23 protein-coding genes are annotated in these 24,660 nt (G+C 68.3%); 13 read left to right on the top strand and 10 right to left on the bottom strand.

Translation table 11 applies throughout. The features are described from left to right. The first annotated feature begins 12 nt into the window (after positions 1-12). On the top strand, positions 13-492 hold the full coding sequence (locus tag A5773_RS13525) for a helix-turn-helix domain-containing protein (RefSeq protein ID WP_067791287.1): 480 nt from the start codon (positions 13-15) through the stop codon (positions 490-492). After that, positions 489-920 (top strand): VOC family protein, encoded by a 432-nt coding sequence (locus A5773_RS13520; RefSeq protein ID WP_067791285.1) that lies wholly within the window; start codon positions 489-491, stop codon positions 918-920. Before A5773_RS13525 ends, A5773_RS13520 begins: the two co-directional genes overlap by 4 nt. 39 nt (positions 921-959) lie before the next feature. On the opposite strand, the gene fadA6 is transcribed toward A5773_RS13520, so the two are convergent. From fadA6 to ipdE1, 4 genes are read right to left on the bottom strand one after another with little or no spacing between them, the layout of a single operon-like run. Beyond that, entirely contained in the window at positions 960-2,120 is a 1,161-nt protein-coding gene (fadA6, locus tag A5773_RS13515; protein WP_066955326.1) for a steroid 3-ketoacyl-CoA thiolase FadA6, read from the bottom strand. A gap of 3 nt (positions 2,121-2,123) precedes the next feature. Then, positions 2,124-2,726 carry a TetR family transcriptional regulator KstR2 gene (gene kstR2, locus A5773_RS13510; RefSeq protein ID WP_156664354.1) on the bottom strand — a complete coding sequence of 201 codons (603 nt, stop codon included), beginning with the start codon at positions 2,724-2,726 and terminating at the stop codon, positions 2,124-2,126. A gap of 43 nt (positions 2,727-2,769) precedes the next feature. Next, positions 2,770-3,558, bottom strand: coding sequence for a (5R,7aS)-5-hydroxy-7a-methyl-1-oxo-2,3,5,6,7,7a-hexahydro-1H-indene-carboxyl-CoA reductase (gene ipdF, locus A5773_RS13505; RefSeq protein ID WP_067264596.1), 789 nt, complete (start codon positions 3,556-3,558; stop codon positions 2,770-2,772). Beyond that, positions 3,555-4,703 (bottom strand): acyl-CoA dehydrogenase IpdE1, encoded by a 1,149-nt coding sequence (ipdE1, locus tag A5773_RS13500; protein ID WP_066955334.1) that lies wholly within the window; start codon positions 4,701-4,703, stop codon positions 3,555-3,557. The genes ipdF and ipdE1 overlap by 4 nt, the downstream gene beginning before the upstream one ends. 48 nt (positions 4,704-4,751) lie before the next feature. Here ipdE1 and fadD3 point away from each other — a divergent pair, with 48 nt between their 5' ends. From fadD3 to A5773_RS13475, 5 genes are read left to right on the top strand one after another with little or no spacing between them, the layout of a single operon-like run. Beyond that, on the top strand, positions 4,752-6,296 hold the full coding sequence (gene fadD3 / locus A5773_RS13495) for a 3-((3aS,4S,7aS)-7a-methyl-1,5-dioxo-octahydro-1H-inden-4-yl)propanoate--CoA ligase FadD3 (protein ID WP_067791283.1): 1,545 nt from the start codon (positions 4,752-4,754) through the stop codon (positions 6,294-6,296). Between the two features lies 1 nt (position 6,297). Beyond that, the gene (locus tag A5773_RS13490; RefSeq protein WP_067791281.1) at positions 6,298-7,443 is read left to right on the top strand and encodes an acyl-CoA dehydrogenase family protein; all 1,146 of its coding nucleotides are present in this window, start codon (positions 6,298-6,300) and stop codon (positions 7,441-7,443) included. After that, entirely contained in the window at positions 7,440-8,384 is a 945-nt protein-coding gene (locus A5773_RS13485) for an acyl-CoA dehydrogenase family protein (protein WP_067791280.1), read from the top strand. Before A5773_RS13490 ends, A5773_RS13485 begins: the two co-directional genes overlap by 4 nt. Then, on the top strand, positions 8,381-9,337 hold the full coding sequence (locus A5773_RS13480; protein WP_156744844.1) for an acyl-CoA dehydrogenase family protein: 957 nt from the start codon (positions 8,381-8,383) through the stop codon (positions 9,335-9,337). Before A5773_RS13485 ends, A5773_RS13480 begins: the two co-directional genes overlap by 4 nt. Further along, positions 9,334-10,491 carry a pyridoxal phosphate-dependent aminotransferase gene (locus A5773_RS13475; protein WP_067264605.1) on the top strand — a complete coding sequence of 386 codons (1,158 nt, stop codon included), beginning with the start codon at positions 9,334-9,336 and terminating at the stop codon, positions 10,489-10,491. Before A5773_RS13480 ends, A5773_RS13475 begins: the two co-directional genes overlap by 4 nt. On the opposite strand, the gene A5773_RS13470 is transcribed toward A5773_RS13475, so the two are convergent. Continuing rightward, positions 10,488-11,318: an arylamine N-acetyltransferase gene (locus tag A5773_RS13470; RefSeq protein WP_066955350.1), complete on the bottom strand. Its 831-nt coding sequence runs from the start codon at positions 11,316-11,318 to the stop codon at positions 10,488-10,490. The two genes, A5773_RS13475 and A5773_RS13470, sit on opposite strands and share 4 nt — an antisense overlap. Positions 11,319-11,414: 96 nt before the next feature. Between A5773_RS13470 and A5773_RS13465 the strand changes: the two genes are divergently transcribed. From A5773_RS13465 to A5773_RS13455, 3 genes are all read left to right on the top strand, one after another. Continuing rightward, positions 11,415-12,017 carry a DsbA family protein gene (locus tag A5773_RS13465; RefSeq protein ID WP_066955353.1) on the top strand — a complete coding sequence of 201 codons (603 nt, stop codon included), beginning with the start codon at positions 11,415-11,417 and terminating at the stop codon, positions 12,015-12,017. 149 nt (positions 12,018-12,166) lie between these two features. Further along, entirely contained in the window at positions 12,167-15,316 is a 3,150-nt protein-coding gene (locus A5773_RS13460) for a serine/threonine-protein kinase (protein WP_066955356.1), read from the top strand. A gap of 179 nt (positions 15,317-15,495) precedes the next feature. Continuing rightward, positions 15,496-15,954 (top strand): hypothetical protein, encoded by a 459-nt coding sequence (locus A5773_RS13455; protein ID WP_231989241.1) that lies wholly within the window; start codon positions 15,496-15,498, stop codon positions 15,952-15,954. Here A5773_RS13455 and hsaB read toward each other — a convergent pair. Genes hsaB through hsaA form a run of 4 tightly spaced genes read right to left on the bottom strand, consistent with a single transcriptional unit; the run spans position 15,951 to position 19,481 of the window. Then, positions 15,951-16,514 carry a 3-hydroxy-9,10-secoandrosta-1,3,5(10)-triene-9,17-dione monooxygenase reductase subunit gene (hsaB, locus tag A5773_RS13450; protein ID WP_066955361.1) on the bottom strand — a complete coding sequence of 188 codons (564 nt, stop codon included), beginning with the start codon at positions 16,512-16,514 and terminating at the stop codon, positions 15,951-15,953. The genes A5773_RS13455 and hsaB overlap by 4 nt on opposite strands. 2 nt (positions 16,515-16,516) lie before the next feature. Then, positions 16,517-17,419: an iron-dependent extradiol dioxygenase HsaC gene (gene hsaC / locus A5773_RS13445; protein WP_066955365.1), complete on the bottom strand. Its 903-nt coding sequence runs from the start codon at positions 17,417-17,419 to the stop codon at positions 16,517-16,519. Then, a complete protein-coding gene (hsaD, locus tag A5773_RS13440) occupies positions 17,419-18,294 on the bottom strand; it encodes a 4,5:9,10-diseco-3-hydroxy-5,9,17-trioxoandrosta-1(10),2-diene-4-oate hydrolase (protein ID WP_067264612.1) in 876 nt (291 codons plus the stop codon). The genes hsaC and hsaD overlap by 1 nt, the downstream gene beginning before the upstream one ends. A 2-nt stretch (positions 18,295-18,296) precedes the next feature. After that, positions 18,297-19,481 (bottom strand): 3-hydroxy-9,10-secoandrosta-1,3,5(10)-triene-9,17-dione monooxygenase oxygenase subunit, encoded by a 1,185-nt coding sequence (gene hsaA / locus A5773_RS13435; RefSeq protein WP_066955370.1) that lies wholly within the window; start codon positions 19,479-19,481, stop codon positions 18,297-18,299. A 156-nt stretch (positions 19,482-19,637) separates the two neighbouring features. On the opposite strand from hsaA, the gene A5773_RS13430 reads away from it, so the two are divergent. The 3 genes from A5773_RS13430 (at position 19,638) to A5773_RS13420 (ending at position 22,222) form a co-directional block, all read left to right on the top strand. Continuing rightward, positions 19,638-20,720 (top strand): ferredoxin--NADP reductase, encoded by a 1,083-nt coding sequence (locus A5773_RS13430; protein ID WP_066955373.1) that lies wholly within the window; start codon positions 19,638-19,640, stop codon positions 20,718-20,720. A gap of 50 nt (positions 20,721-20,770) precedes the next feature. Beyond that, positions 20,771-21,304, top strand: a complete 534-nt coding sequence (locus tag A5773_RS13425; RefSeq protein WP_066955376.1) for a hypothetical protein — start codon at positions 20,771-20,773, stop codon at positions 21,302-21,304. Between the two features lie 90 nt (positions 21,305-21,394). Beyond that, positions 21,395-22,222, top strand: coding sequence for a class I SAM-dependent methyltransferase (locus A5773_RS13420; RefSeq protein WP_067791276.1), 828 nt, complete (start codon positions 21,395-21,397; stop codon positions 22,220-22,222). A gap of 7 nt (positions 22,223-22,229) precedes the next feature. Here the strand turns inward: A5773_RS13420 and A5773_RS13415 are convergent, their stop codons facing one another. After that, positions 22,230-24,353, bottom strand: coding sequence for an acyl-CoA dehydrogenase (locus A5773_RS13415; RefSeq protein WP_067791273.1), 2,124 nt, complete (start codon positions 24,351-24,353; stop codon positions 22,230-22,232). Positions 24,354-24,660 lie beyond the last annotated feature (307 nt).

Here is a 24,660-nt window from a genome sequence, read left to right as displayed (position 1 = left end):
CGCGGGCAGACTATGGGGGTGGCATCCGCACCGGTAGCCCGGCACCTGCTTAGGGCCAAAGACTTCGTCGACGCGCATTACCACGAGTCGCTGTCCGTCGCCGACCTGGCAGCGGCGGCAGGCCTTTCCCCCGCTCACTTCAGCCGGCGCTTCAAGGAGACGTTCGGCGAGTCGCCGCACCAGTATGTGCTGACGCGGCGGCTCGAACGAGCCGCCGCATTGCTGCGCACGACCGACTGGACGGTGGCCGCCGTTTGCGTCGCGGTGGGTTGGGAAAGCGTCGGCTCGTTCACCACGAGTTTTCGCCGCATGTTCGGCGTGACGCCACAGGGCTATCGGGCCACCTTCCCACCCGCCGAGCGTCACGTACGAATTCCGCGCTGTGTCGCGCAGGCCTACGGGCGTCCACAAAACCGCACGTTTCGAGAAGACGACGGACCCGCGAAGTCCGTAGCGTCGAAGCGAGACCACCGGAGTGAGGAGAACCGATGATCAAGATCGCAAACGCACAGTTCTGGGTGCATGACCAAGACGCGGCGCTGGCGTTCTACACCAAGACCCTGGGCTGGGCGGTCCGGTCGGACGTGACGATGGAAGCGTGGAACTTCCGGTGGCTGTGCGTCGGTCCCGTCGGGCAGGACGACGTCGGGCTGGTTCTCATGCCCGTTCCAGGGCTGCCGATGCTCGACGCCGCGGCCAGCGCGCAACTGGCAGAGCTGGTGGCCAAGGGAGCTGGTGGCACCTTGTTCCTGGAGACCGACGACTGCCAAGCCGCCTACGACGAATTATCCGCTCGCGGAGTCGAATTCAATGATCCTCCAACGCCGCAGGCGTACGGTATCGACACTTCCTTCCGCGACCCGTCCGGAAACAACATTCGGCTCACCCAGGTACTCGAGTTCGATCCGGCCCGGCACTGATCACCCGCCCGGCTCGCGGTAAAGCGGCCCCCGCGGGCCCTACAGCCGCTCGATGATGGTGACGTTCGCGGTGCCACCGCCCTCACACATCGTCTGCAAGCCGTAGCGGCCGCCGATGCGCTCGAGTTCGTTGAGCATGGTGGTGAACAGCTTGGCGCCGGTCGCGCCCAGTGGGTGGCCCAGGGCGATCGCGCCGCCATTCGGGTTGACCTTCTCCGGGTCGGCCTTGATCTCCTTGAGCCAGGCCATCACCACCGGTGCGAACGCTTCGTTGATCTCGACGGTGTCGATGTCGTCGATCGACAGCCCGGCCTTCTCCAGCGCGTGGCGCGTGGCCGGGATGGGCCCGGTCAGCATGAACACCGGGTCGGCCGCGCGGGCACTGATGTGGTGAATGCGGGCCCGCGGCTTGAGCTTGTGATCCTTGACCGCCTGCTCGGAAGCCAGCAGCACCGCGCTGGCGCCGTCGGAGATCTGGCTGGCCATCGCCGCCGTCAGCCGGCCGCCCTCGACGAGCGTCTTGAGGCCGGCCATCTTCTCCAGCGACGACTCGCGCGGACCCTCGTCGACCCGGAAAGGCCCCGATTCCGTTTCGACGGTGATGATTTCGTTGTCGAAGTGACCGCCGCGGATCGCGGCGAACGCGCGCTCATGGCTGGTCAGTGCGTAGCGCTCCATCTCTTCGCGCGACAGGTTCCACTTCTCGGCGATCAGCTCCGAGCCGCGGAACTGAGAGATCTCCTGGTCGCCGTAGCGGTGCAGCCACTGCTTGGACTCATTGGTCGGCGAGGTGAACCCGAACTGCTCGCCCACGGTCATGGCCGACGAGATCGGGATCTGGCTCATGTTCTGCACACCGCCGGCCACGATGAGGTCGGCGGTGCCGGCCATGATGGCCTGTGCGCCAAAGGAAATCGCCTGCTGGCTGGAGCCGCACTGCCGGTCCACGGTGACGCCGGGAACCTCCTCGGGGTAGCCCGCGGCCAGCCACGAGAGCCGGGCGATGTTGCCCGCCTGCCCGCCGATGGCGTCGACGCAGCCGGCGATCACGTCGTCGACGGCGGCGGGGTCGACGTCGACCCGGTCGAGCAGCCCACGCCAACCAAGGGCGCCGAGGTCTACGGGATGCACCCCGGCCAGCGATCCATTGCGCTTGCCGACCGCGGTACGCACAGCGTCGATGACATACGCCTCTGCCATTTGTCAGACTCCTTCTTTGGTAATCCCACCGAGAACGATGGCGAGGTATTGCTGACCCACCTGTTGTGCGGTGAGGGGTCCGCCGGGTTGATACCAGCGCACCGACACCCACGTGGTGTCACGAATGAAACGGTAGACGAGGTCGACGTTGAGGTCGGGCTGGAAATAGCCCTCATCGATGCCCTGGTTGATCACCTCGACCCACATCTTGCGCTGCTGGCGGTTCATGTCCTCGATATAGGAGAACCGGGGCTGCGACAACAGCCGTTGGGCTTCGTCCTGATAGATGACGACCTGCGCGTGCCGATGCTCGATCGCCTCGAACGACGCCATGAACAGCCCCTTGAGCCGCTCCAGCGGGTTGGCCTCGCTGTCCACGATCTCGCGGTAGCGGGCGAACAACCAGTCCAGGAAACTGCGCAGCAGCTCATCGACCATCTCCTCCTTGGAGGAGAAGTGGTGATAGAGGCTGCCGGACAGGATGCCGGCACTGTCCGCGATGTCGCGCACGGTGGTGGCGCGCAATCCGCGCTCGGCGAACATGGTCGCGGCGAGTTCCAACAACTCGTCGCGGCGGCTGTTTGCCTGACCGGCCACTCGGTCCACTCGATCAGAGTATCAACCAAGCGCTTGCTTGGCTAGCCGGCGCTTACGGATGCTGGCTGGACACCGAGATGACCTCGCCGGTCAGGTAGCTGGAATAGTCGCTGGCCAGGAATGCGATGGTGGCCGCCACCTCCCACGGCTCGGCCGCCCGCCCGAAAGCTTCACCGGCCGACAGCCGGTCGAGCAGGTCGGACGAGGTCGTCTTGTCCAGGAACTTGTGCCGCGCGATGCTCGGCGACACCGCGTTGATGCGGACCCCGTAGTCGACGGCTTCTATTGCACTGCAACGGGTTAACGCCATAACCCCCGCTTTGGCGGCCGCGTAGTGCGACTGCGAGTGCTGCGCCCGCCAGCCCAGAACGCTTGCGTTGTTGACGATCACCCCGCCGTGGTCCGCGTCGCGGAAGTAGCCCAGCGCCGCCCGGGTGGCGCGGAACACCGACGACAGCGTCACGTTCAGGACGCGGTCCCACTCGTCGTCGGTCATGTCGACCACCGGTGTCTGACCGCCCAGCCCGGCGTTGTTAACCAAAACGTCCAGCCGGCCCATCCGGGCGGTGGTCGACGCGATCAGCGCGTCCACCTGCGCGCTGGACGTCACGTCGCACAGCACGCTCTCGACCCGGCCCAGCCCCAGCCCCGACAGTTCGGCGGCGGTCTCCCCCAGCCGTCGTTCGTGGTGGTCCGACACCACCACGTCGGCGCCCTCGACCAGCGCCCGTCGCGCCGTCGCCGAGCCGATCCCGGTGCCGGCGGCCGCGGTTACGACGACCACCTTGCCTTGCAGAAGCCCGTGCCCGGCAACCTCTTTCGGAGCTTCGGACAGGCTCATCCCTTTACCTCCCGGGGCAGGCCGAGCACCCGCTCGGCGATGATGTTGCGCTGGATCTCGTTGGAGCCGCCGTAGATGGTGTCGGCGCGGGTGAACAGGAAAAGCCGCTGCCACTCGTCGAATTCGCCGTCCGACAAGGTCAGCCCCGGCTTGCCGATCACGTCCATCGCCAGCTCGCCCAGATCGCGATGCCAGTTGGCCCACAACAACTTTGACACGTTGTCCTGGCCGGGCTGCTCAACGTCCATGGTGGCCAGCGCATACGAACGCATGGCCCGCAGACCGGTCCACGCCCGCGTCAGCCGCTCCCGGATGAACGGGTCATCGGCGGCGCCGTTGCGCTGCGCAAGGCCGGCCAGGTTGGAAAGCTCACGGGCGTAGCGGATCTGCTGCCCGAGGGTCGACACGCCGCGTTCGAAGGTCAGCGTGCCCATGGCGACCCGCCAGCCGTCGCCGGGCTGGCCGACCACGAGATTGGCGTCGGTGCGGGCGTCGTCGAAGAAGACCTCGTTGAATTCCGAGTCGCCGGTCAGCTGGATGATCGGGCGGACCTGCACACCCGGCTGGTCCAGCGGCACCAACAGATACGACAGCCCGGCGTGCCGCTTGGAACCCTTCTCCGTGCGAGCGACCACGAAGCACCACTGCGCCCAGTGCGCCAACGAGGTCCACACCTTCTGGCCGTTGATCACCCAGTGGTCACCGTCCAGCTCGGCGGTGGTAGAGACGTTGGCCAGGTCGCTGCCGGCGCCGGGCTCGGAATAGCCCTGACACCACAGCTCGGTGACGTCGAGGATCTTCGGCAGGAAGCGCTGCTGCTGCTCGGGTGTCCCGAAGGCGATCAGTGTCGGCCCCAGCAGTTCCTCGCCAAAATGGTTCACCTTGTCCGGCGCGTCGGCTTTGGCGTACTCCTCGTAGAACGCCACCCGGTGCGCGGTCGAGAGCCCACGGCCGCCGTGTTCCACCGGCCAGCCCAGGCAGGTCAGGCCGGCGTTGGCCAGATGCTGATTCCACGCCCGGCGCTCTTCGAACGCCTCGTGCTCGCGCCCCGGTCCGCCAAGGCCCTTGAGAGCTGCGAATTCGCCGACCAGATTGTCGGCGAGCCACTGGCGGACCTCCGCCCGGAACTCCTCGACGTCCTGCATGCCCTGTAGGCTAACCTACCAAGCACTTGCTTTGTTAGAGGAGCATTCATGGGGAGCGATCCGCGCACCGTACCGGCGGCGCTCGATCGATTGGCGCAGCAACTCCCCGGTCACGACGCGTTGATCACCGACGAGCGGTCGTTCACGGCGGCCGCGCTGCGCGACGAGGTGCACCGGGCGGCGGCCGCGCTGATCAGCCTCGGCGTGCAAGCGGGGGACCGCGTGGCGATCTGGTCGCCTAATACCTGGCACTGGGTGGTGGCCTGCCTGGCGATCCACCACGCCGGCGCTGCCATGGTGCCCCTGAACACCCGCTATACGGCCGAGGAGGCCGCCGACATTCTGGCCCGCACCGGTGCGCCCGTGTTGTTCGGGATGGGCCGATTCCTCGGGCACGATCGCGTCGCCGACCTGGACCGCTTGGGCCCTGAAGCCCTCCCCGCGCTGCGGCATATCGTGCGGATTCCGATCGAGGCTGATGACGGGACGTGGGACGACTTCATCTCCCGCGGCTCCGACGTCAGCGCGGTCGCGGCCCGCGCCGCCGCCGTCACGCCCGACGACGTCAGCGACATCCTGTTCACCTCGGGCACCACGGGACGCAGCAAAGGGGTGCTCTGCGCGCACCGGCAATCGCTGTCCGCCTCGGCGTCGTGGGCCGCCAACGGCAAGATCACCAGCGACGACCGCTACCTGTGCATCAACCCGTTCTTCCACAACTTCGGGTACAAGGCCGGCATCCTGGCCTGCCTGCAGACCGGGGCGACGCTGATCCCGCACCTGACCTTCGACCCGCCCCATGCGCTGCGGGCGATCGGGCAGCACCGCATCACCGTGCTGCCCGGGCCGCCCACGATTTACCAGACCCTGCTGGACCATCCGCAGCGCAAGGACTACGACCTGAGCTCGCTGCGGTTCGCGGTGACCGGAGCGGCCACCGTCCCAGTCGTCTTGGTCGAGCGCATGCAATCCGAGCTTGACATCGACATCGTGCTGACCGCTTACGGGCTGACCGAGGCGAACGGCATGGGCACCATGTGCCGCGCGGACGATGACGCGATCACCGTCGCCACGACGTGCGGGCGCCCGTTCGCCGACTTCGAATTGCGCATCGACGCAACAAGTCCCGGCGAAGCCGGTGAGGTGCTGCTGCGCGGGCCGAACGTCATGCTGGGTTACCTCGACGACCCGGCCGCCACCGCGGCCGCCATCGACGCCGACGGCTGGCTGCACACCGGTGACATCGGTGCCGTCGACCCGGCCGGCAACCTGCGCATCACCGACCGGCTCAAGGACATGTACATCTGCGGCGGATTCAATGTCTACCCCGCTGAGGTCGAGCAGGTGCTGGCCCGGATGGAGGGCGTCGCCGACGCCGCGGTGATCGGGGTTCCCGACGAGCGTCTCGGCGAGGTCGGACGGGCGTTCGTGGTGACCCGGCCCGGCGTCGTCCTCGACGAGCAGTCCGTGATCGCTTACGCCCGTGAACATTTGGCGAATTTCAAGGCGCCGCGGTCGGTGCGGTTCGTCGAGGCGTTGCCGCGCAATCCTGGCGGCAAGGTGGTCAAACCACAACTGCGAGAGTGGACGTGAAGTGGATCTGGAACTAGACGAAGAGACCCTGGCGTTTGCGGCCGAGGTGCGGGACTTCTTGTCGGCCAACGCCGATTCCATCCCGACGAAGTCCTACGACAACGCCGAAGGCTTCGCCCAGCACCGGCAGTGGGACCGCGTGCTGTTCGACGCCGGGCTGTCGGTGATCACCTGGCCCAAGAAATACGGGGGTCGCGACGCGCCGCTGCTGCACTGGGTGGTGTTCGAAGAGGAGTACTTTCGCGCCGGCGCCCCGGGACGCGCCAGCGCCAACGGCACCTCCATGCTGGCGCCGACGCTGTTCGCACACGGCACCGAAGAGCAGCTGGACCGCATCCTGCCGAAAATGGCCAGCGGCGAACAGATCTGGGCTCAGGCGTGGTCGGAGCCGGAATCCGGCAGCGACCTGGCCTCGCTGCGCTCCACCGCGACCCAAACCGACGGCGGTTGGCTGCTGAACGGGCAGAAGATCTGGAGTTCCCGCGCGCCGTTCGCGGAAATGGGCTTCGGGCTGTTTCGGTCGGACCCGGCGGCCGAGCGGCACAACGGCCTGACGTACTTCATGTTCGACCTGAAGGCCAAGGGCGTCACCGTACGCCCCATCGTCCAGCTGGGCGGCGACACCGGCTTCGGCGAGATCTTCCTCGACGACGTGTTCGTCCCCGACCACGACGTCATCGGCACCCCGAACGAGGGCTGGCGGGCGGCCATGAGCACCTCGAGCAACGAACGCGGCATGTCCCTGCGCAGCCCGGCCCGTTTCCTGGCGACCGCCGAGCGGCTGGTGCAGCTCTGGAAGGACAGCGGCTCTCCCCCGGCCTTCGCCGACCGCGTCGCCGATGGCTGGATCAAGGCCCAGGCCTACCGGCTGCAAACCTTCGGCACGGTGACCAGGCTGACCGAAGGCGGTGAGCTGGGCGCCGAATCGTCGGTGACCAAGGTGTTCTGGTCGGACCTCGACGTGGAGCTGCACCAGACCGCACTCGACGTCCTCGCCGCCGACGGCGAGCTCGCCGGCAATTGGACCGATGGCCTGCTGTTCGCGCTGGGCGGCCCGATCTACGCCGGCACCAACGAGATTCAGCGCAACATCATCTCGGAGCGGCTGCTGGGCCTGCCCCGCGAGAAGTCCGGGGGCAAGAAGTGAAATTTGCGCTAGACGAACAGCAGCGCGACTTCGCGGCCAGCATCGACGCCGCCCTGGGCGCGGCCGACCTGCCCGGTGTGATCCGCGCGTGGTCGGCGGGCGATACCGCGCCCGGCCGCAAGGTGTGGGGCCAGCTGGCCGACCTGGGTGTCACCGCGCTGGCGGTCCCCGAGAAGTTCGACGGCATCGAGGCCCATCCGGTCGACCTGGTGGTCGCGCTCGAACGCCTGGGACGGTGGTGTGTGCCCGGGCCGGTGGCCGAATCCATCGCCGTGGCACCGGTTTTGCTCGCCTCTGACGATCAGGCCGAGCGCTGCGCCGCCCTGGCCTCCGGTGAGCTGGTCGCCACCGTCGCGCTGCCGCCGCACACCCCCCGCGCGGTGGACGCCGGCACGGCCGGGCTGGTGCTCGTGGCAACCGACGAGGGCGTCGCCGAAGCGACGCCGGGTGACCGGCACGAGTCGGTCGATCCGAGCCGGCCCCTCTACGACGTGACCCCAACCGGCCGGGCGTGGCAGGCGGACCTTGGGCGCGCCTACGAGTTCGGGGCGCTGGCCACCGCCGCACAGTTGGTCGGCGCCGCCGAGGCGCTGCTGCGCGACACCGTCGACTACGCCAAGCAGCGGTCGCAATTCGGCCGGGTGATCGGTTCCTATCAGGCGATCAAGCACAAGCTCGCCGACGTGCACATCGCGATCGAGCTGGCCCGCCCGCTGCTGTATGGCGCGGCCTTATCACTCGAGCCCCGCGACGTCAGCGCCGCCAAGGCGGCGGCGTCCGAGGCGGGCCTGCTGGCCGCGCGGTCGGCGCTGCAGACCCACGGCGCGATCGGGTTCACCCAGGAACACGACCTGTCGCTTTGGTTGCTGCGGGTGCAAGCATTGCGTTCGGCCTGGGGTACGCCCGAGGCGCATCGGCGGCGAGTGCTGGAGGCGCTATGACGATGACAGAAGAACGGGAGATGCTGCGGGAGACCGTCGCGACCCTGGTGGCCAAGCACGCGAACCCGGCGGCGGTGCGCGCGGCGATGGAGTCCGACCGCGGCTACGACGAGTCGCTGTGGCAGCTGCTCTGTGAGCAGGTGGGCGCCGCCGCGCTGGTCATCCCCGAGGAGTTGGGTGGAGCGGGCGGCGAACTAGCCGATGCCGCAACGGTTTTGCAGGAGCTCGGCCGGGCGCTCGTGCCTTCGCCACTGCTGGGCACGACGCTGGCGGAGCTGGCCCTGTTGGCCGCGCCCGAGCCCGACGCCGAGACGCTGGGCCGTCTCGCCGAGGGCACCTCGATCGGCGCGCTGGTGCTCGACGCCGACTATGTGGTCAACGGCGATATCGCCGACGTCGTAGTCGCCCTCGACGACGGCCAGTTGAGCCGGTGGACCCGATTCGACACGCAGCCCGTGACCCCCATGGACCCGACTCGGCGGCTCGCGCGGCTCGAGGCCGAGGCGACCGAACCGATCGGAACCGACCTCGGCATCACCCACAGCGCGGCCATCCTGCTGGCCGCCGAGCAGATCGGCGCCGCCGAACGCTGCCTGGAGCTCACCGTCGAATACGCCAAGAACAGAGTGCAATTCGGCCGTCCGATCGGCAGTTTCCAGGCCCTCAAACACCGGATGGCCGATTTGTACGTCGCGATAACCGCGGCAAAGGCCGTCGTTGCGGACGCTTGCAACGAGCCCACCCCGACCAACGCGGCCACCGCGCGCCTCGCCGCGACCGAGGCGCTGTGCACCGCCGCCGCCGAAGGCATCCAGCTGCACGGCGGGATCGCGATCACCTGGGAACACGACATGCACCTGTATTTCAAACGCGCCCACGGCAGCGCGCATCTGCTCAGCACACCGCAAGAACTGCTCGCACGACTGGAAGCCGAGGTGCTCGAGACGTCGTGAACGACCACGTCGCGCTGCGCGCCGCCATCCCGCCCTTCTATGTGATGGACGCGTGGCTGGCCGCGGCCGAGCGCCAGCGCAGCCACGGCGACCTGGTGAACCTGTCGGCCGGCCAGCCAAGCGTGGGAGCGCCGGAGCCGGTGCGCGCGGCCGCGGCCGCCGCCCTGCACCTCAACGAGCTCGGTTACACCGTGACGCTGGGAACCCCCGAGCTGCGCGCGGCGATAGCGGCGGATTACCAACGCCAGCACGGGCTTCGGGTGGAACCCGACGACGTGGTGGTCACCACCGGTTCTTCCGGCGGATTCCTGCTCGCGTTTCTGGCGTGCTTCGACGCCGGTGACCGGGTGGCGCTGGCCAGTCCTGGCTACCCGTGCTACCGAAACATCCTGTCCGCGTTGGGATGCGAGGTGGTCGAAATCCCCTGCGGACCGCAGACCCGCTTCCAGCCCACCGTGCAGATGCTCGCCGAACTCGACCCGCCGCCCCAGGGCGTGATCGTCGCCAGCCCCGCCAATCCCACCGGAACCGTGATAGCGCCGTCCGAGTTGGCCGCCATCGCGTCGTGGTGCGAGAAGTCCGGGGTGCGACTGATCAGTGACGAGGTTTATCACGGCCTGGTCTATGAGGGCGCGCCGCAGACCAGTTGCGCCTGGCAGACATCACGAGATGCCGTGGTGGTCAACAGCTTTTCGAAATATTGGGCGATGACGGGTTGGCGGCTGGGCTGGATGCTGGTGCCACCGGCGCTGCTGCGAGCGGTGGACCGCCTGACCGGCAACTTCACCATCTGCCCGCCGGTGCTGTCGCAACTCGCCGGGGTGGCGGCCTTCACCCCCGAGGCGATCGCCGAAGCCGACGGCAACCTGCACCACTACGCGACCAACCGCACGCTGCTGCTCGATGGGCTGCGCCAGATCGGCATCGACCGCCTCGCGCCCACCGACGGCGCGTTCTACGTCTACGCCGACGTGTCGGACCGCACCAACGACTCGATCGCATTCTGCTCGAAACTGTTGGACGACACCGGGGTTGCCATCGCGCCGGGGATCGATTTCGACACCACGCACGGCAACTCATTCGTCCGGTTGTCGTTCGCCGGGCCGACCGGCGACATCGAAGAGGCGCTGCGACGGATCGGCCCCTGGCTTTAGGCGTCCAGGATCTTGTCCAGTCGAGCCTCGAGGGCACCGCGGTCGCCGACGTCGGACACGTTGATGCCGAACCGCCCGCTGAGGGTGTCGACCACCGCCGCCGCGTCGTCCAGGCGGATCTTCTCGCTGGCGTCGGCGCGATGGATGGCCAGGTTCCTACCGGCCAGGTTCAGTCGGGCGTCGTCGGTCACGCGCGCGGCCGTCAGACCGGTGACGAAGTGCGACGAGGGATGCGTCGAGACGAACCAGCTGCCCACTTGCAGGTCGACGTCCGGCGCGGTCCGGGTGCTGAACTCGTAGAGCGGTTGCCACTCGCCGCGGACCTGGGCCTGCAAGACCAGGCCATCGCCGCGGTCCTCCAGCCGGTAGGGCTCGTGCGTCGTCTGCTGCACGCTGCCGGTCTCGATGCGCAGTGGCGAGGTGGGTGTCTGGCCTCCGAAACCCACGTCGACGAGGTACGAAGCGTGGGAGCCGGGGAACGTCACCGCCAACACGGTGTGTGTCTGCGGCGGTGACGGCGCGTCGAGCGGCCGCATCCACACCACCCGGCCGGCCAGGCGCCGCACGCGGAAGCCCAGCTCGGTCAGCACGTAGCCCATCAGGCCGTTCTGCTCGTAGCAGTAGCCACCCCGGCCCCGCCGAACCAGCTTGCCGGCGAGGGCGCCCGGGCTCAGGTCGTCGACAGCCACACCCAGCAGCGGATCGAGGTTTTCGAATGGAATCGCTTTGGTGTGCGCGCTCACCAAGGCCTGCAACACGTCGAGGTTGGGCGCCGCGGCGCCGCCATAACCGATGCGATCGAAATACTCGCCCAGCTTCAGCGTCATACGGCCATTCTGCTGCCAACGCCATCGGCAGGCGTGCGACGGCCGGTAGCGGGTATGCCGTCCCTAGCCCCAAGCCTTGGTCCGAAGGAGGAACCCGTGGCCGACGTCGACCTCTATCTCGATCCCGTCTGTCCGTTCTCTTGGGTGACAGCGCGCTGGCTGCGTGACGCCGCGCAATCGACGCACACCCCGGTCGCCCTGCGGCAGATGAGCCTGGCGGTGCTGAACGAGGGCCAGGACACCGACGCCAAACAGCAACGCATGATGGAGCGGTCGACACGGCTGGGCCGCCTGTTCGCGGCGGCCGTCGCCGAGCGAGGACCGGACGCGTTCGCGGGCCTCTACGACTCGATCGGCCGCCGGATCCATGTGCGGCAGGAGGACCTCACCGCAGCAGGAATCCGGGAAGCCCTCTCCGAGAACGGCCTCGAGGAGAGGCTCGCCGAAGCCGTCGACGACAGCGGCTTCGACGAAACGGTCAAGCGGGCGCACCAAGCCAGCCAAGACGCCTTGGGCGACGAGGCCGGCAGCCCGATCATCGCGATCGACGGCCACGCGTTCTCCGGCCCCGTCCTGACCCGAACACCGAACACGCAGGACGGTATTCGCTTGCTGGAGGCAGTGCTCACCATGGCCGGCATTCCGGAATTCGCCGAGCTGCAACGCCCCCATCAGGGCCCGCCGACCATCGACGCCTGAGCGCTACCGACGCGCGTCGTCGGCTAACTCCTCCGGCCCTGGCCCGCGACCGGGTGAACGAAGGTTGCCGAAAGAGACACCGGCGAGGTTCTGAGCGCTTAACCTTGAGCTCGCCTGTCACTATTTCGCGGAGGGTTGAGCGCCAGCAAATGCCTGAAGAGCCCCATTCCGACAATGTCGCACCGGTACCGAGCGGCATCGCCGCGGAGCTGGCGGCCGCGGGGTTCGAGGACGCGCGCCAGGTGGCCCGCGGCGGAGCGGGCGTCATCTACTGCTGCTATGAGACCGCGCTCGGGCGAAGCGTTGCGGTGAAGGTGCTGCCGTCCCACATCGACGAAGACAGCAGAGAACGGTTCCTGCGCGAGGGCTACGCGATGGGCGGGCTATCCGGCCATCCGAACATCGTCAACATCCTGCGGGTCGGCGTGACCCCGAGCGGCAAGCCCTACATCGTGATGCCCTATCACTCGGCGGACTCGCTGGCGGTCCGGCTGCGCCGGGAAGGGCCGGTCGCCTGGCCCGAGGCGTTGCACATCGGCGTAAAGCTCTGCGGCGCACTGGAAACCGCGCACCGGACCGGGACCCTGCACCGCGATATCAAGCCGGCCAACATCCTCCTCAATGACTACGGCGAGCCGCAACTAAGCGATTTCGGCATCGCCCACATCGAAGGTGGGTATGAGACCGCGACCGGGTTCTTCTCCGGGACGATCGATTTCACCGCGCCGGAGGTCATGACGGGCAACCCGGCGACGATCGCGTCCGACATGTATTCGCTTGGCGCCACGCTGTATGCGCTCATCGCGGGCAACGCCGCGCACGAGCGCAAGAAGGGCGAGGACCTGATCGCGCAGTATCTGCGCATCAGCACCACCGGGATCCCGGACATGCGGCCCGACGGCATCCCGGACGCGGTGTGCTCGGCGATCGAGAGGGCGATGTCGATCGACCCCGCCGAGCGGCCCGCCTCGGCCGAGGAGTTCGGCCGCGAGCTACAGGGCGCCCAGCGCCGCAACGGGCTGAAACCCGACGCGATGGCGATCACCGGACGCCCCTCGGCCGTGGCGGCGGATGCCCCGTATGCCGAGCCGGTCCCGCCCGGCGGCCACAGCGAGGTGGCGCACCCGCCCCTCCCCAACACGTCGAGCATGCCCGCACCGACGCGTGGGCCGAGAGGGCACGACGACCCGACCTCCGCGATCAGCGCCCCGCTCGGGCTCGAACATGCGCTGGAAACGGCGGCCCTTCCGCAGTCGGCGCCCGCTGAGCTGGCGAGCTTGCTGCGTGGCGGGCAGGCGCCGGCGACGCAACCGAAGGTGCGGCAACCCAACGCCGCCCCGCCGTCGGGCCGAAACGGCGGCGCCCAGGGCCCGCCGCGCGGCCCCAGGGACCGGGCCGCCGCATGGTTCGCGGAGCCGGGGAAGAAGCGGAACCGCATCGCGCTGGTGGCCGGAGCGGTCGCCGCGGTCGTGCTGTTGGTCATCGGCGGCGTCTTTCTCGCGCTTTCGCCGGACAACAAGGCCGGGTCTAAAGGGGCGTCCGGCCAGCCGACCGCGCAGCCGCCCATGCAATGGAAACCGATCACCAACGCGCGCATTTCGCGGGACGCGGCGGCCACCACGCAGGCCGACGGAACCATCTGGATCTTCGGCGGCATCCGCAGCGACGGCGGCCTGACCGGACTGCAGGAGGGCTACGACCCCGTCATCGACAGCTGGAAGGTCGGCGACGACCTGCCCGTCCCCGTTTCGCACGCGATGGCGGTCACCTGGCAGGGCAACCCGGTGGTGCTCGGCGGCTGGAAGTCCGAGGGCGGTAAAAACGTTGCGAGCGACCAGGTTTGGCGCGTCATCAACAGCCGCTGGGTCGAGCTTCCGCACCTGTTGCAGCCCCGGGCGGCCGCGGCCGCGGCCGTGGTCGGCGACCGGCTGGTCGTCACCGGGGGAGTCGACGCAAGCGGCGCGCTGCTGAACACGACCGAGGTGTTCGATGGCAACACCTGGACCCTCGGCGCGCCCATCCCGACGCCGCGTCAGATGCTGGCCGCGGCCTCGGACGGGAAGCTGCTGTACACCGTGGGCGGCGCCAGCGGCTCCACCGACCTGGCGACGGTCGAGGCGTACGACCCGGCCGCGAAGACGTGGACGCCGTTGCCCGCCCTGAGCCAGCCGCGCAGCGACCTCGGCGTGGCGATCGTCGACGGGCGCCTGGTCGCGGTGGGCGGCGTGTCGGCCGGCCAACTTCTCAAGAGCGTCTCCGCCTTCGACCTGATGACGAAGGCCTGGTCCGCGCTGCCCGACATGACCACCGCGCGGCACGGGATGGCCGTCGACGCGGTGGAGAAGTCCGTGTACGCGATCGGCGGGTCGACCGCCGTCGGCGACGGCCAGCTGACGTCGTCGGCCGAGGCGCTGAAGCTGCCGGCCCGCCGGATCCAGCCGGCGTCGCAGTGGCGGTCGCTGCCGGACGCGCCGACTCCCCGGCTGATGACGGCATGGGCCGTGGTCAACGACAAGATCTGGATCGTGGGCGGCCTGCGCAACGGCGTCGCGCTGCAGACCGTTGAGAGCTACGACCCGCAGACCGGCGCCTGGCAAACCGGGCCACCCCTGCCCATCCCGCTGCATCACGCGGCGGCGGCGGCCTACCGCGGCGAGGTGGTGGTGCTGGGCGGTGCCAGCGATCAGCTGGCCAACGCATCCGACAAGGTGTTCGCGCTGCGCGGCGGCAATTGGGTTGAGCTGCCGCATCTGACGCACGCGCGTGCGGCGCCGGCGGCGGCGGTGGTGGGTGACAAGCTCGTCGCGGTGGGTGGCCAGAACGCCAAACAGGTCGTCCCCCAGACCGAGGTCTTCGACGGCAATTCGTGGAACGACGCCGCCGACATGCCGACGCCGCGCGAACATCTGGCCGCGGTGTCGGACGGCACCTACGTGTACGCGATCGGCGGTAGGTTCCTTTCCGCCGACAAGAACTCCGCGGCGAACGAGCGGTTCGATCCGCAATCGGGCAACTGGACCAAGCTGGTGGGCATGCCGACCCCGCGCGGGAGCTACGGCGCGACCTACATCGACGGCCGCATCGTGGTCGTCGGCGGTGAGGAACCGACGATGGTGCTGAACGTCGTCGAGATGTACGACATCGCCGACGCGAAGTGGAGCACCCTGCCGCCGATGCCGACCGCGCGCCACGCCGAGGTGGTGGCGACGGTCGGGAACACCGTCTACTGCATCGGCGGCGCGAACCGGCCGACCCACGAGGGCCCGATCGCGACCGTGGAGGCGCTGGACTTCATGTAGTGACGGTCTCCGCTCCCGCGGTCTCATGATTTCGGCGTCCACGGCGGCCGGGTAGAGGCCAAGGTCACCAGCCAGAGACGCCGATCCCTGCCCATTGTTTTACTTGCGCCAGATACGGGGATTCCACTACGAGCCGGCGTCTCGCGCCAGGCGCAAACCCGACCTGATGGGAGCCAATGATGAATAGCAGCGCTATCTGGATCGTGGTCGCCGCCGCGGCGGTCTTGGTGATTCTTGTTGCCCTCGTCGCACTGAGCAGAATGCGGCACCGCCGGCGGCAGCGGCAGGCCGAAGAGATCCGCGAACAGGCCAAGCTGGAGACGGCAAAGGTCGAGCGGCGCGAAGCCCTCGCTCAGGAAACGGCCGCCAAGGCCCGCGCCGCGCAGGCCGAGGCGGAGGCCAAGGCGGCCGAAGCCGCCCGGCTGCAGGAGCGAGCGGCCAACCATCAGAGCGAGGTCGCGGCGTCGCGCGAACAACTGCAGGAGCAGTTCAAACGGGCCGATGAACTGCACCCGGAGGCCGCCGCGAAGCCAGCGGGTGAGCACGACGATCCCAACGCGGTGCGGTCCCCGGAGTCGCACGAGCCGACGACCGACGCCGAGGCCGTCGGGCACGAGACCTACCGGGGGACGCCCTAGAGCCAGGTGTCCTGGGTGGTGGCGGTGAGAAACGCCTCGAGGTCGTCGCGCCACTGCGCCGGTGTCGTTTTGTCCGGTTCTATCCCGGTGTACTCCCCGCGATAGAACAGCAGCGGCCGCGGCTTGATCTTGGGTGCCTCCGACAACGACTGAACCGCGCCGAACACGACGAAATGGTCGCCACCGTCGTGCACGGATGCCACCGTGCAGTCGATGTAGGCCAGCGACCCGTCGATGACCGGCGAGCCGAGTTCCGAGGCGTGCCAGTCGATCCCGGCGAACTTGTCGGGCTCCTTCGAGCCGAAGCGCGCGGAAACGTGCTTCTGCTTCTCGGTCAGCACGTTGACGCAGAACCGGCCGCTGGCCTCGATGGCCTGCCAGGATCGCGACACCTTGGTCGGGCAGAACAACACCAGCGGCGGGTCAAGCGACAGCGCGGCGAAAGACTGGCAGGCGAAGCCGACCGGGACCTCGTCATGCACCGTGGTGATGATGGTGATGCCGGTGCAGAACTGCCCCAGCACCTGCCGGAAGGCCCGCGGATCGATCGGCGCAGACATGATTATCCGCGGGCGCCGACCGTGAAGTCGTGGCCCCACAGGCTGACGGCCGTGCTTTCCCGGGCGACCCAGTCGTTATCCTCGACTTGCCTTCCCTCGCAGCCGAATTCGATGTCGAACCCACCGGGTGTCTTCATGTAGAAGGACAGCATCAGGTCGTTGACGTGCCGACCAAGCGTGGCCGACATGGGCACCTTCCGGCGCAACGCACGGTCCAGGCAGAGCCCGACGTCGTCGGAGTTCTCGACCTCCATCATCAGGTGCACGATGCCGCTCGGCGTCGGCAGCGGCAGGAAGGCCAGGCTGTGGTGGCGCGGGTTGCAGCCGAAGAACCGCAGCCAGGCGGGCGCGCCGTCGGCCGGCCGACCGACCAACTGGGGCGGCATCCGCATGGAGTCGCGCAGCTTGAAGCCGAGCACGTCCCGGTAGAAGTGCAGGGCCTCGTCGTCATCGCGCGTGGACAACACCACGTGGCCCAAGCCCTGCTCGCCGGTGACGAACTTGTGCCCGTACGGGCTGACCACGCGGCGGTGCTCCAGCGCGACCCCGTGGAAGACCTCCAGGCAGTTGCCGGACGGGTCGGCGAACCGGATCATCTCGACGACGCGGCGATCCGCCAGCTCGGCGGCGGTGGCCTCCTTGTAGGGCACGCCCTCGACATCGAGCCGGTTCCGGATCTCTTGCAGCCCTTCCGCATTGGCACATTCCCAGCCCGCCTCCATGAGGTGGTCGCGCTCGCCGGGCACGATCACCAGCCGGGCCGGGAAGTCGTCCATGCGCAGGTAGAGCGCCCCCTCGGTGTTGCCTTTGCCCTCGACCATGCCGAGCACCTTCAGGCCGTAGTCGCGCCAGGCCGCCATGTCGGTGGCCTCGATGCGCAGATAACCCAGCGAACGGATGCTCATCACGCACCTCCCAGGAAATCGACGGTCAACTTGTTGAACTCGTCGAACTTCTCCACCTGCGCCCAGTGCCCACATTGCCCGAAAACGTGGAGCTGCGCACGCGGAATGGTCTTCAGCGCGACGAGCGCACCGTCGAGCGGGTTGACCCGGTCCTCGCGGCCCCAGATCAACAGCACGGGCTGGCGCAGCCGGTGCACCTCGCGCCACATCATGCCGAGCTCGAAATCGGCCCCCGCGAACGACATTCCCATCGCACGGGTGGCGGTCAGCGATTCCGGCGTGCTGGCCAGCGCGAACCGCTCGTCGATCAGCTCAGGCGTGATCAGCTTCTGGTCGTAGACCATGACCCGCAGGAACGCCTCGAGGTTCTCCCGGGTGGGTTCGACCGAGAACTTGCCCAGTCGTTTGACGCCCTCGGTCGGGTCGGGGGCGAACAGGTTGATGCTCAGCCCGCCGGGCCCCATCAACACCAACCGCCCGGCCCGGTCGGGATAGTCGAGGGCGAACCGGACCGCGGTGCCCCCGCCCAGCGAATTGCCCACCAGCGGAACACGTCCCAGGCCGATTTGGTCGAAGAGCCCCTTGAGCGCCCGCGCGGCATAGTGGTTGAACTGCCCGTGTTCGGCGCGCTTGTCGGACAGCCCGTAGCCGGGCTGATCGACGGCCAGCACGTGAAATCGCTGCGCCAGCACCGGAATGTTGCGCGAGAAGTTCGTCCAGCTGGCAGCGCCGGGACCCCCGCCGTGCAGCAGCACCACGGTCTGGTCGTTGCCGACCCCGGCCTCGTGATAATGCAGCTTCAGCGGGCCGTCGACATCGACTTCGGCGAAGCGCGAGGTCGACTCGAACGTCAACTCCCCCGTTGTGGCCGTCACGGCTAGACCATCGTGTCGCCCGGCGGCAACCCGAACTCGTTGTTTCCGAAGATCTGGTACGCCCGCTCGGGGTCGTTGGCCGCGTGCACCCGTCCCGCGTGCGCGTCACGCCAGAACCGTTGGACCGGTTGGTCGTTGCCCAGGGCGGTGGCGCCGGAAGCCTCGAACAGCCGGTCGATGGAGGCGATCGCACGCCCGGTCGCGCGCACCTGGTCGCGCCGGGCGCGGGCGCGCAGCTCGAACGGGATCTCCTTACCGGCGGACAGCAATGCGTACTCGTCGGCGACGTTGCCGCTCAGCTGGCGCCAGGCCGCGTCGATGTCGCTGGCCGCCTCGGCGATGCGCACCTTGGCGAACGGGTCGTCCTTGGCCTTCTCCCCGGCGAACGCCGCGCGCACCCGCTTGCCCTGGTGCTCCACGTGCGCGTCGTACGCGCCGTAGGCCATGCCGACGATCGGCGCGGAGATGGTGGTGGGGTGCATTGTGCCCCAAGGCATTTTGTAAACCGGGGCGGTGTTGGTCTGGTACCCGCCAGCGGTGCCGTCGTTCATCGCCTTGTAAGAGAGGAACCGGTGCCGCGGCACGAACACGTCCTTGACCACCACCGTGTTGCTGCCGGTGCCGCGCAGGCCCACGACATGCCACACGTCGTCGATGCGGTACTCGCTGCGCGGGATCAGGAAGCTGCCGAAGTCGACCGGTCGGCCGTCCTTGATCACCGGACCGCCGAGGAAGGCCCACGTCGCGTGGTCACATCCGGACGACCAGTTCCAGGAACCGTTCACCAGATAGCCACCGTCGGTCACCACGCCGGCGCCCATCGGCGCGTAAGACGACGAGACCCGCACGTTCGGGTCGTCGCCCCAGACTTCCTCCTGGGCCTGCTGGTCGAACAGGGCCAGATGCCAGTTGTGCACGCCGATGATCGAGCTCACCCAGCCGGTGGACCCGCAGGCGCTGGCGAGCCGTCGCACCGCCTCGTAGAACAGGGCCGGATCGCATTGCAGGCCGCCCCACTGCTCGGGCTGCAGCAGGGTGAAGAAGCCGATGTCCTGCAGTTCCTGAACGGTCTCTTCGGGCAGGCGCCGCAAATCCTCCGTCGCCTGAGCGCGCTCCCGAATCCGCGGCAGCAGATCATCGATGCCAGCCAAAACCGACTGCGCGTCGCGTTGTTGAATGGACGTCACTAGGTTTGCCTCCTGGGCCAAACTTACTCAGCGGACTTACACCAGAGACTAGAACACGTTCCGATTTGTGTCGAGCAGGGTATTCCTGCGGCTGGTAGCGATACGAATCCGCTTTTCTGTAACATGTTCTAGTTGTAACGAGAGGGAGGATGGGTCTTGGCCGAGGCCAATCTCGACGAGCCGCTCGGTGACCACGTCCTTGAACTGCAGATCGCCGAGGTCGTCGCCGAAACGGACGACGCGCGGTCGCTGGTGTTCGCGGTGCCCGACGAGCCGGGCGATCCCGACATCCCGCCCGAGCGGCTGCGCTACGCACCGGGCCAGTTCTTGACGTTGCGCGTTCCCAGCGAGCGCACCGGATCGGTGGCCCGCTGCTACTCGCTGTGCAGTTCGCCGTTCACCGACGACGCGCTGACCGTCACGATCAAACGGACCGCCGACGGATACGCGTCGAACTGGCTGTGCGAGCACGCGCGGGTGGGCATGCGGATCCACGTGCTGGCGCCGTCGGGCAATTTCGTGCCGAAGACGCTCGACGACGACTTCCTGTTGATGGCCGCGGGCAGCGGGATCACCCCGATCATGTCGATCTGCAAATCGGCCCTCGCCGAGGGCAGCGGCCAGGTGACGCTGCTCTACGCCAATCGCGATGAGAAGTCGGTGATCTTCGCCGACGCGCTGCGCGAGCTGTCGGCCAAATATCCCGACCGGCTCACGGTGGTGCACTGGCTGGAATCGCTGCAGGGCATGCCGAGCGTCACCGCGCTGGCGAAGCTCGCCGCCCCCTATACCGATCGCCCCGTGTACATCTGCGGGCCCGGCCCGTTCATGGATGCCGCCCGCGAAGCGCTGGAATCACTGAAAGTGCCCGCGCCGCAAGTGCATATCGAGGTGTTCAAGTCGTTGGACTCCGACCCGTTCGCGGCGGTGAAGATCGACGACACCGCCCCGGGCGACCAGCCGCCGGCCACCGCGGTGGTGCAGCTGGACGGTGAAACCCACACCGTGTCGTGGCCGCGCAACGCCAAGCTGCTCGACGTGTTGCTCGCGAAAGGTTTGGATGCGCCGTTCTCCTGCCGCGAGGGCCATTGCGGTGCGTGTGCGTGCACCTTGCGCAGCGGCAACGTCAGCATGGAGGTCAATGACGTGCTCGAGCAGCAGGACCTCGACGACGGCCTGATTCTGGCCTGTCAATCTCACCCGGAATCTGATTCGGTAGAAGTCACCTACGACGAGTAGTGGCGGGGTTAGGTTCACGGCTAGGGTTGGCGAACCGAGAGGGGAACAGCATGAAGCGGCTGATAACCGGGTTTGCGGTGGTCGGATCGGCGCTGACGTTCCTGCCCGGCCCGGTCGCCGGCGCGGCCAGCAACACCGCGACCACGTTGTTTCCGCTGGACGGACCCAACCAGCTCGAGACGCGCACCATCCTGAATTGCTTCAAGTCCGACGGCCACTGCGACTTCACCGCCGGCGCGGACATGCTGACACCCGACGGGGTGACCGGCTTCCCGCACGAGCTGTGGGCCCGCCAAACCACCGAGATCCGGTCGTCGAACCGGCTGGCCTACCTGGACGCGCACGCCACCGGCCAGTACGAGCGGGTGATGAAGTCGATGGGGTCCGACGAGATCACCACCGTCTACTTCGGTGAGGGCCCGCCGGACAAGTACCAGACGACCGGCCGCATCGACTCCACCGATTGGCAGACCGGTCAGCCCAAGACCGACAACAACGTCATCGTCTGCACCCACATCCAGGTGGTCTACCCCGGGGTCAACATCACCTCGCCCAGCACCTGCGCCCAGACCACGTTTTCCTAGAGCCGCCGCTCGCCGAGATTGCGTGCATGGCTGTGAAATTGTGCGATCCACGACCGTGGTGGCGACCTCGCCGGATGCCCCGCGAACATCATGGGTGAGCGCGTAACACTCGCGGGGACACAGCAGACCGCGCTGGTCACCCTCTACGGCAAGGCGCTGGAAAGCCGCCGGCCCGATTCCATCCTCGGCGACGATGAAGCCGACCGGGCCGTGCGGCGCCTCGACTACGACTTCGGCACCCTGCGCATGCGCCGTCGCGATCAGCAGTCCTCCGCGGTGCGCTCCAAGGCCTACGACCGGCGGGTAGTGCGATTCCTCGACGATCACCCCGCCTGTGTCGTATTGCATTTGGGCTGCGGGTTCGACACGCGGGCCTACCGCGTCAACCCGCCGGCCACGGTCGACTGGTACGACATCGACCTGGCCGATGTTATCGCGTTGCGCCGCAAGCTGTTTGAACCGCGCGCTGGACTGCACGTTGTCGGCGCCTCGGTCACCGACCCGCAGCTGCTCGGCGGGATCGCCGGGGACCGTGAGGTTCTGGTGGTCGCCGAGGGGCTGACGCCGTACCTACGGCGCGCCGACGGCGTCGCGATGCTGCGCCGCATCGTGGGGCATTTCGGAACCGGGGAGATGCTGCTGGACGGCTATAGCCGGGCCGGAGTTTGGCTCCTGCAGCGCTACCCTCCGGTCAAAGCCTCCGGCGCGCAATTGGATTGGAGCATAGGCGATCCGCGCGAGCTGGAACGGGCGGTGCCGGGGCTGGTGTTCGACTGCGAGTGGTGGTTCGCCGACGCCGAAGACATCCGCCGGTACTACTCGCCGTGGTATTGGTGGCTGATGCAAGCGCTCTTCCGGATCACCCCGGTTCGTCGCCTGGGCCGGGGCCTGCGTTACCGCTTCGGTTCAGGCGGGTGACCTGGAGTCAGCGCGGTAAGCCGAGGAGTCGCTCGGCGGCCACGGTGAGCAGGATCTGCTCGGTGCCGCCGGCGATGGTGAGGCAGCGGGTGTTCAGGAAGTCATACACCGCGTGGTTGCGGACCAGGCCGCCGCCCTCGGCGACGTCCATCATGAACTCCGCCAGCGCCTGCCGGTAGCGCACCCCGATGAGTTTGCGGACGCTGGACTGCGCCCCCGGGTCCTGCCCGCCCACGGCGAGCTGGGCGATCCGCTGGTCCAGCAGCGCGCCGGTTTGGGCGATGACGATCAACCGGCCGAGCCGATCCTGCTGCGCGGCATCGAGATCCAGCTCCGCCAGCACCTTGAGCAACTCCTCCATCGGGTTGCCCAGTGCGGTGCCGGTGGCCATCGCAATCCGCTCGTTGGCCAGCGTGGTGCGGGCCAGCCGCCAGCCGTCGTTCACCGCGCCGACCACCATCTCGTCGGGGACGAACACGTTGTCCAGGAAGACCTCGTTGAACAGTGAGTCACCGGTGATCTCGCGCAGCGGGCGGATCTCGATGCCCGGCGATTTCATGTCCACCAGGAAGTAGGTGATGCCCTTGTGCTTCGGGGCGTCCGGATCGGTGCGCGCCAGGCACACGCCCCACCGCGCCTTGTGCGCCGCCGACGTCCACACCTTCTGCCCGGTGAGCAGCCAGCCGCCGTCCCCGCGCGCCGCCTTGGTGCGCAGCGACGCCAGGTCGGAGCCGGCTCCCGGTTCGGAAAACAGTTGGCACCAGAGGAATTCACCGCGCAGGGTGCCCGGTACGAAGCGCTCGATCTGCTCCGGCGTGCCGTGCTCGAGGATGGTCGGGGCCGCCCACCAGCCGATCACGAGGTCGGGCCGCACCACCCCACCGGCCGCCAGCTCCTGATCGATCAGCAACTGCTCGGCCGGCGACGCGCCACGCCCGTGCGGCGCCGGCCAGTGCGGTGCCTGCAGCCCGGCCTCGGCGAGCGCCGCCTGCCGCTTCTCTTCGGGCAGCGCGGCGATTTCCGCGATGGCGGCGGCGATCTCCGCACGCTCGCCCTCGACGTCGGTGAGGTCGATCCCCAGGCGTCGCCGCACACCGCCCTGCGTCAGTTCGGTGACGCGGCGCAACCAGCGCTCGGCGCCGCCGAGGAAGCTACCGATGGCGTGCGCCCGCCTCAGGTACAGGTGCGCGTCGTGTTCCCAGGTGCAGCCGATGCCGCCGAGCACCTGGATGCAGTCCTTGACATTGGCTTTCGCGGCGGCGATGCCGATGCTCGCCGCCAAAGCGGCCGCAATCGAAAGCTGGTCAGCATCGCTATCCCCTGCGGCGCGTGCGGCGTCGGCGGCGGCCACCTCCGCCTGCTCGGCGCGACACAGCATTTCCGCGCACAAGTGCTTGACGGCCTGGAAGCTGCCGATCGGCTTGCCGAACTGCTCGCGGACCTTGGCGTAGTCGACGGCGGTGTCCAGCGACCAGCGGGTCACGCCCGCCGCCTCGGCCGCCAACACCGTCGCCGCCAGCTCCTCGACGCGCTGTGGCGAGTCGGTGATCTTGGTGGCCGGTGCCGACGTCAGTACCACCCGGGCCAACGGCCGGGAGAAATCGGTGGCGTCCAGGGCCTCGATCTGCACGCCGTCGCTCTCGGAGTCGACCAGCAGCCAGGTCCCGCCGGCCGGCAGCAACAGGACGCCCCCACCGGCGGCACCCAACACCAATGGCAGCACGCCCGAGGCCCGCGACGTTTCGCTGTCGAACTGCGCGTCCCCGTCCAGCGCCAGCCCGGCGAAGCGTTCGCCGGCGGCCAGTTGCGCCAGCAGTTCGGGGTCGGAGACGACGAGCGTTGCCAGCGCCGTCGTCGCCACCGGCCCGGGCACCAGTGCCTTGGCGGCTTCCTCGACCATCGCGCACAGGTCCTCGACGCTGCCACCGGCCCCGCCGTGCTCCTCCGGGATCGCGACTCCGAAAATGCCCAGCTCGGCGAGGCGGGCGAACACCGGGCGCCACGCGTCGGCGTCGCCTTGCTCGACCTCGCGGATCGCGGTCGTCCCGCCGGGTCCCGCCGCCGAATTGCGGGCCCAGTCGCGCACCAGCGCACGCGCGGCGAACTGCTCGTCTGTGACGGTCGCTACCACCCTCGGGACCTCCGCGTCCTTCGACTCGACGTGACATTGGGGCCTACGACCCCTAGCTCTCGATTCTCCTGCGTGTCTCGGGTCGCTGCGCAACCCGCCTCGTCGCAGACTAGAACGTGTTCTAATAGTGCCAGCGATCGACCGTCAAGTCGAACGCCATCACAGCAGCACACGCGGCTGTCCCGGCGGTACGGAGGTGGGAAATTCACACTCAGCATGCGTATCGTTTGCAAGCGAGCCGCCAGGAACAGGAGCAACCCGTCATATGCCAGCCGGTGCCAACTCGAGGGCCAACGCGAGCCGCGCT

This window comes from Mycobacterium sp. 852014-52450_SCH5900713 (assembly GCF_001667075.1).
Taxonomy (GTDB): Bacteria; Actinomycetota; Actinomycetes; order Mycobacteriales; family Mycobacteriaceae; genus Mycobacterium.
The sequence above is the reverse complement of the archived record's forward strand: the minus strand, read 5'-3'. Positions and strand labels throughout refer to the sequence as shown.